The organism is Neisseria sp. P0022.S010, from assembly GCF_051956635.1.
On sequence record NZ_JBQCXF010000134.1, the window covers coordinates 1 to 7,443 of the forward strand.

The 7,443-nt window shown below is 51.1% G+C and carries 7 protein-coding genes; 5 read left to right on the forward strand and 2 right to left on the reverse strand.

From position 1 onward, the window contains the following. Positions 1-35: 35 nt before the first annotated feature. Both ACTHUT_RS11645 and ACTHUT_RS11650 read left to right on the forward strand, forming a co-directional pair. Positions 36-899: a GNAT family N-acetyltransferase gene (locus ACTHUT_RS11645; RefSeq protein WP_070836923.1), complete on the forward strand. Its 864-nt coding sequence runs from the start codon at positions 36-38 to the stop codon at positions 897-899. A gap of 23 nt (positions 900-922) precedes the next feature. Then, on the forward strand, positions 923-1,051 hold the full coding sequence (locus ACTHUT_RS11650) for a hypothetical protein (RefSeq protein WP_440386607.1): 129 nt from the start codon (positions 923-925) through the stop codon (positions 1,049-1,051). Positions 1,052-1,116: 65 nt separating this feature from the next. Here ACTHUT_RS11650 and ACTHUT_RS11655 read toward each other — a convergent pair whose 3' ends face one another. Continuing rightward, the gene (locus ACTHUT_RS11655) at positions 1,117-1,620 is read right to left on the reverse strand and encodes a hypothetical protein (protein WP_440386606.1); all 504 of its coding nucleotides are present in this window, start codon (positions 1,618-1,620) and stop codon (positions 1,117-1,119) included. Positions 1,621-1,841: 221 nt separating this feature from the next. Between ACTHUT_RS11655 and pyk the strand changes: the two genes are divergently transcribed. Both pyk and ACTHUT_RS11665 read left to right on the forward strand, forming a co-directional pair. Next, entirely contained in the window at positions 1,842-3,314 is a 1,473-nt protein-coding gene (pyk, locus tag ACTHUT_RS11660; protein WP_049348624.1) for a pyruvate kinase, read from the forward strand. 176 nt (positions 3,315-3,490) lie between these two features. Then, the gene (locus tag ACTHUT_RS11665; protein WP_440386605.1) at positions 3,491-4,906 is read left to right on the forward strand and encodes an OmpP1/FadL family transporter; all 1,416 of its coding nucleotides are present in this window, start codon (positions 3,491-3,493) and stop codon (positions 4,904-4,906) included. Positions 4,907-5,214: 308 nt separating this feature from the next. Here the strand turns inward: ACTHUT_RS11665 and ACTHUT_RS11670 are convergent, their stop codons facing one another. Continuing rightward, positions 5,215-6,480, reverse strand: a complete 1,266-nt coding sequence (locus ACTHUT_RS11670) for a LysM peptidoglycan-binding domain-containing protein (RefSeq protein WP_003749229.1) — start codon at positions 6,478-6,480, stop codon at positions 5,215-5,217. A 234-nt stretch (positions 6,481-6,714) separates the two neighbouring features. On the opposite strand from ACTHUT_RS11670, the gene def reads away from it, so the two are divergent. Further along, complete coding sequence (def, locus tag ACTHUT_RS11675) at positions 6,715-7,218, forward strand: peptide deformylase (RefSeq protein ID WP_003678675.1); 504 nt, start codon at positions 6,715-6,717, stop codon at positions 7,216-7,218. Positions 7,219-7,443: the final 225 nt, after the last annotated feature.

Here is a 7,443-nt window from a genome sequence, read left to right on the forward strand (position 1 = left end):
TATTCCTTCAGCCATTTACTCTCAGGAAGCTGCTTATGTTAGTGTGTAATCCTTATGAAGTTGTGATCCATGGTACGACCAGCAAAGGCAAGATTTTCCGACCAAGCGACTGGGCGGAGCGCCTGTGTGGTATTTTGTCTTCCTTTACTAAAGACAACCGCCTTTCCTATTCTAATTGGGTGCGCCCGATTTTGGTGGATAATGTCCGTTGTGTAGCGGTCGATAAAAAGTTGGAAGAAGACAATCCGCAAATGTTCCGTTTCTTGATGGACTTTGCGGCGGATAATGATTTGCGCGTGATTGACTGCAAAGCCTTACTCAAAGAGCAGGAAAGCAAGCAGCAGGGCGAAGTGCCGGTCGAGCGCGTTTTGTTGGCGCAGGCGATTGAAGAAAAACACGCCGCCGAGCGTGCCGAAGCGGCCGATACCCAGCCTGAGCCTCAAGCTGCCGCGCCTGTGGTCGGCGTATTACGTGAAATTCCGCCGGAAGAAACTGCAACCGCTTTTGCGGCATTGAGCATTTTGCGTTCTTCTTTGACCGATATTCACCGTTTTGTCGAACAAATCAACGAACATCAGCGTAAAACCGGCTACCGCCTGCTGGGCATTTTTGAAGAAGGCAAACAAAATGCCGTAGCCGTATGCGGTTTCCATGCCGCGTACAACTTGGCCAGCGGTTACCATATCCATATTGACGACATCGTGACCATGCCTCAATGCCGCCAAAAAGGCTATGCTTCGCGCTTGTTGGAAGAAGTACGCAAAATCGGTGCGGAAACCGGCGCAACCAAAATCCATCTGAATGTCCATGTGAACCATGACCGTGCAGATGCGCATCGTCTCTACTTCAAAAACGGATTTGAAATTTGTGCGTACCATTTCCGTTGCGACCCGAAATAATTTTTGTGGAAAGAGGGAATCCAATGTTGAAGATTTTGACTGCGGTTGTTTTGGCACTGAGTTTGGCGGCCTGCGCATCAGGCAGCGGGCAAGGCAGCTCGCAAATGTATGGCGAGATTAAGGCCGGTGTAGAAATCAGCCATCAACGTTGAGGCATATAATGACAAGGCCGTCTGAAATAGGTTTTTCTGTTTCAGACGGCCTTTTTGCAGCTTGATTAGAGGGTAGCGGAGGTGTCGTCGGTGGCAACAGTCCGATGCAGGCGATACCAATTGTACAGGCGCAAGATGCACAAGAAAGCAATAATGGGCATGCAGGTTGCGGTAACCAGATAACGCGGGTTGCTGAAGTTTAAAACATTGCGGCCGGAAAGCAGCGACAAAGCGGCATGCAACCATTCCCATAAAGACGAAATGCTGAATGCCAAAACAGCCAACAGGCCGAGGGTTCGGAAAATACCGATGGGCAGGATTTGTCGGCGTAATACGGCGCGGTTGAGTTGGAACAAAACAATCAAACCGAAGCCGATGATGCAGACCATGCCGCCGTTGGCGACGATTTGCAGGCTGTTGAAGGCGATGTCGGGCGTAACGGAAAGCGTGCCGGACTGGTTGGATGCAGTTTGTTGCAAGTTTAAGCCTTGCATCACATTCAGGACGAAACCGTATATCAGGTCGGCCAAAACGATGCCGATGGGCAGAGGAGTCAAAAAACGTTTCATGGATCGGTCGGATATTTCAGTATTCTATTCGGATGATTGAGGCCGTCTGAAAATTAAACATGACGACGTGAGGGTATATTGTATCCGATAGGAAAGTAGGTTAATGCAAAAATAAATTTAGTTTAAGTCAGAAAATGATGTAATTTTACGCCAACATTATTGCATTAAGAGTACAATCCTCTTCATTATCAAACGTGAAATCAACAGGAAAGGACGTTTACATGAGCCAATTGCAACGTGATTTAACCCGTATCAGCCACAATACCAAAATTGTCGCCACACTGGGTCCGGGCAGCAACAATGTACAATTGTTGGAAGACATGATCCGTGTCGGCGGCCTTAATGTCGTCCGTTTCAATTTCAGCCACGGTACGCCGGAGTTTCATGAAGAAAATGCCCGTATCGTACGCGAAGCCGCGAAACGTGCGGGTCAGGAAATCGCCATCCTCGCCGACTTGCAAGGACCTAAAATCCGCGTGGGTAAAATTGCAGGCGGCAGCATCGAGCTGAATAAGGGTGAAACCTTGATTTTGGATGCCGCGCTTGAAGGCGAAGGCACACGCGAAGCGGTTGGCCTGGACTACCGCGATTTGCCCAATGACGTCGCTGCCGGCGATGTTTTGTGGCTGGACGACGGCCTGTTGACTTTGACCGTTGAAGCGGTTGAAGGAAGTAAGATTATTACAAGGGTGGAAAACAGCCATGTGCTGAAAAGTAACAAAGGTATCAATAAACGCGGCGGCGGCCTGTCTGCCGGTGCGTTGACCGAAAAAGACTTCCGCGACTTGAAAACCGCGATTGCCATCGGTTGCGACTACTTGGCCATCAGCTTTGTGAAATCTGCCGAAGATTTGCACATCGCACGCGCCAAAGTCGAAGAAGAAATGAAAGGCAGCACCGCCGTACGCCCCGGTTTGGTTTCCAAAATCGAGCGCGTAGAAGCCATTGAAAACCTGGACGAAATCATCCTTGCCAGCGACGGTATTATGGTTGCCCGCGGTGACTTGGCAGTGGAAGTCGGCCATGCCGCCGTACCTGCCCTGCAAAAACGCATGATCCGCCGCGCCCGTGAGTTGCGCCGCTTCAGCATCACCGCAACTCAAATGATGGAATCCATGATTACCAATCCTGTACCGACCCGCGCGGAAGTCAGCGATGTGGCCAACGCAGTATTGGACGGTACCGATGCGGTGATGTGTTCCGCCGAAACCGCCGTCGGCGCGTATCCGTTTGAAACCGTCAGCCAAATGGCGATTATTTGTGCGGCTGCGGAAAAAGAACAAGATTCACTCAACGGCGTTGCCGAACAGGTCGAGTATCCCGAAGCCGTCAGCACCAACTTGGCGATTGCCGGCGGTGCGGTTAGCGTGGCGCGCGCAGTTCACGCCAAAGCCATTGTTGCCCTGACTGAAAGCGGCTCGACCGCCTTCGAAGTCAGCCGCCACAACATCACCCTGCCGATTTTTGCCCTGACGCCGAGTGTTTCAGCACAACGCCGTATGGCGATGTACCGCGGCGTGCGTCCGTTGATTTTGGCCACCAGTACCGACCACGATACCGCGCTGAACGAAGTGGAAGCCATGCTGGTAGAACACAAAATCCTCCAAAGCGGCGACCAATACATCATCACCAGCGGTTCGAAAATGCGCGAATCCGGTTCGACCAATACGCTGGAAGTGTTGCAGGTCAAATAATTGCAGTGATCCGATGATTGGAAAAGCAGGCTGTTTTAGCCTGCTTTTTTTGTGTAAAAAAAGAAAAGATTAGGCAAAAATAATGATGTAGTATAGAATTGAGTGCCTATACTAAATCAATAAAGGACGTTTCAGACGGCCTTTTTCTTTGTCCGCTACTTTCACGGTAAACCAAAATGATTCATTTCAATCTGAAAAAAACAGCATTTATTTTAAGCGCAGCACTGTTATCTACCGCCGTCCAGGCCTCCGGCTACCACTTCGGCACACAATCCGTTAATGCACAAGGCACGGCCAACGCCGCCGCCGCCGAAGCCGCCGATGCATCAACCATTTTCTACAACCCGGCCGGTTTGAGCAAACTTGACAGCAGCCAAATTTCCGTCAACGCCAATATCGTTTTCCCAAGCATTCACTATGAGGCGGAATCTGCAAAACACTTCCGCACGGGTGCCGATGTCAGCGGTTCGACCAGCGGCAAAATTACCGAAACCACCGTTGCTCCGCATATCTATGGCGCGTACAAAGCCAGCGACGATGTCACTTTGGGTTTGGGCGTGTACGTTCCCTTCGGCTCTGCAACCGAATATGAAAAAGATTCCGTATTGCGCCACAACATCAACAAACTGGGTTTGACCACCATTGCCATCGAGCCGGTAGTCGCATGGAAACTGAATGAGCAGCACGCCGTCGGTGCCGGTTTGATTGCCCAATATTCCAAAGCCGAATTGCGCAAATACTCCGACTGGGACGCTTCTGGCGCCATCAGCCAGTTGGCAAGCGGCTTGGCTTCCCGTCAAGCAGGCCGTCCCGTTGCTGTCGATGCGACCGGCAAGGCTGACGGTCATGCCGATGTAAAAGGCCACGATTGGGGCTTCGGCTATCAACTGGCGTGGATGTGGGACATCAACGACCGCGCACGCGTGGGTGTGAACTATCGTTCCAAAGTATCGCATACGCTGAAAGGCACTGCCGATTGGGAAGCTGACGGCGCATATGCAAAACGCGCTTGGGACTTGGGTGCAATGGCTGCACGCGGTTATGTGCCGAACGAAAAAGCCAGCGTCAAAATCGTCACGCCTGAGTCTTTATCCGTTCACGGTATGTACCGCGCTACAGACAAAACCAATTTGTTCGGCGATGTGACTTGGACGCGGCACAGCCGCTTCAACAAAGCCGAGCTGGTGTTTGAAAATACCAAAAACGTTGTCAACGGCAAATCTGACCGTACCGTCATCACGCCTAACTGGCGCAACACTTATAAAGTCGCATTCGGCGGCTCTTACCAAGTTACCGAACCATTGCAACTGCGTGCCGGTATCGCTTTCGACAAATCACCGGTTAAAAGCGCCGAAGACCGCATGAACAGCCTGCCTGACGGCAACCGTATCTGGTTCTCCGTTGGTGCTAAATATCAACTGGGCAAAAATCATGTCATCGATGCGGCGTACAGCCATATCCACATCAATGACACGGTTTACCGCACCGGCAAAGCCAGCGGCAACGACGTAGACAGCCGCGGTGCATCTTCTGCACGCTTCAAAAACAAAGCAGACATCTTGGGCTTGCAATACACTTACAAATTCAAATAATCGGATTTGAGTTGTGGATAAAAAGGCCGTCTGAAGATTTCAGACGGCCTTTTTGATTGGCAGGAACAGATGGAACAATCAACAGGCAATAAATAGCGTATCGGGCTTTTCATATTTCTGATTGGAATGGCAGAACGGGAAAACAATAGAAAAGGGGAGAGCTGATAAATAGCTGAAGACATGAGATATTGTTTGCGCTTTAAACAACGTGTTACCAATTTTATTTAATGGGCGGAAATCAAAAGGCCGTCTGAAAAACAGGTTTTCAGACGGCCTTTGTTTGCTGGATGGCTGCTAAGAAAGCTCAATCAGCTGCGGACTTCCAGTTCGATTTCTCTTTCCTGTTCGTCTTCGGCCGGTTTGTCCATGGTTTTTTCATCGGCCATATTGTCCAAATCGCGGCCGGGCTCGGAGGCGGTATCGCCGATGGAAACGCTGTTCAGGCTTTCCAAAATAATGGCTGAGGCCAGATGGTCGGATGTGCGGTACACCATTGCCAACCCGATTTCTTCCGCTGGAATGGAAACCAATTCAACCGTATCTTTGTCTTTCGGCTTGCGAATCAGGTTGTTGGACAGATTCACACGGACTTGGCGGCCGCGTTTGTAGAGGCTGACCACCGTGCCTTTGTCCAAACCGTCGAGTTCGCCTTTATCCAAAGTAATGGTTTGGAACTGGCCGGCTTCGCCCACGCCGTCGAAGATGGAAACGACTTTGGCCTGAATCGGACGGGCAGGGGCGTGAGGCATCACATTGAAGCTGTCGAGGCCTTCGGGCAGTTTCAGCAGATAGTCGTCTTTGCGGATTTCAGAAACGGCTTCTTCGATAACCAAAGGTTGCGCGGACTGGGTGCGCAGCTTCATGACTTTGTTGACTTGGGTGTAATACTCGTTGCTTTTGAGTTTTTCGTCAGAAGCGCGGGTACGGTGTTCCAAGGCGGAGTCGGTGTAAGGCAGCGTGTTGGCGATGCCGCTGAACACGACTTCTTGGCCGAGGAATTTGCCGGTTTCCGGATCGGTGATGTTTTTATTGACGCGGTAGGTCAGGTAGCGGCCGGGTTCGGTCAGGCCGTATGCGTACACGCGGTTGCCTTGGGTGTAGAGGACGCGGTTGTCGGGGCCTGCAATAAGGCGCGGCGCGTTGGCGGTTTCTTCCGGAGCGATAATCTGCGGATGTTTCATAAACATGCGGTAGAGGTTGACGTTGACAGTTGGAATACCGTAGCCGGAAGTTTCGCGTACGCGCGGATGCAGTTTGATCACGGGAATGCCGTCTGAACGGGTTTGGGCGTGTTCAAAACCCAGTCGCGGCTGGCCGTTGACGTAGCGTAAAACCAACACCTGCCCCGGATAGATCAGATGCGGATTGCGGATGGCGTTGCGGTTGGCGCCCCAAAGGCGGTTCCATTGCCACGGGCTGTACAGATATTTGCCGGAAATACCCCACAAGGTATCGCCGTTTTTAACGACGTAGCGTTGCGGCGCATTGGGTCGGATTTTTAAAGAAGCTGCCTGAGTGTGGGCAGAAATAGCCATGCCTGCCATGCAAAGCAGGGTTATAATACGTTGTTGCATAACCGTTCCCCTTGAAATCGGTTTGGTTTGTCTTCAGATGATAAATAGAGAAGGCTGGAGTTTGCGAAACTGCCGCCCATCCATCAATACGATAACGAACGGCCTCTGTCGCGCTATCTTAACATTTTTCGGCGTTATTTTAGCATTGAATGTTGCTGTCATGACAGGAGATTGTGGCGGCGGAATCCAAATCTGTATGAAAATCACACATCAGCTTTATAAAACGAGAATATTATGGCTTTACTGAACATCCTCCAATACCCTGACGAGCGTTTGCACACGGTCGCCAAACCTGTTGAAAAAATCGACGAGCGCATCCAGACATTGGTTGCCGATATGTTTGAAACCATGTACGAAGCACGCGGTATCGGCTTGGCGGCCACTCAAGTCGACGTACACGAACGCATCGTCGTGATGGATTTGACCGAAGACCGCAGCGAGCCGCGCGTGTTCATCAATCCCGTTATTGTCGAAAAAGACGGCGAGACGACTTACGAAGAAGGCTGCCTGTCCGTGCCGGGCATTTACGATACCGTGACCCGTGCCGAGCGCGTCAAAGTCGAAGCCTTGAACGAAAAAGGCGAGAAATTCACGCTGGAAGCAGACGGCCTGTTGGCAATCTGCGTGCAGCACGAATTGGACCACCTGATGGGCATCGTGTTTGTCGAACACCTGTCGCAGCTGAAACAAGGCCGCATCAAAACCAAACTGAAAAAACGTCAGAAACACACCATCTGACCTAAGCATCGCTTAAAGGCCGTCTGAAAAGACAAAACAGAAGGCAGACTTCGGTTTTCAATCTTTCAGACGGCCTTTTCAGCTGAAACAGTTTGCCCAACGCGCCCATTCAAACCATTTCCACAAGGACACAACATGAAAGTCATCTTTGCCGGTACGCCCGATTTTGCCGCCGCCGCCTTGAAAGCCATCGCCGCCGCAGGTTTTGAAATTCCGCTGGTGTTG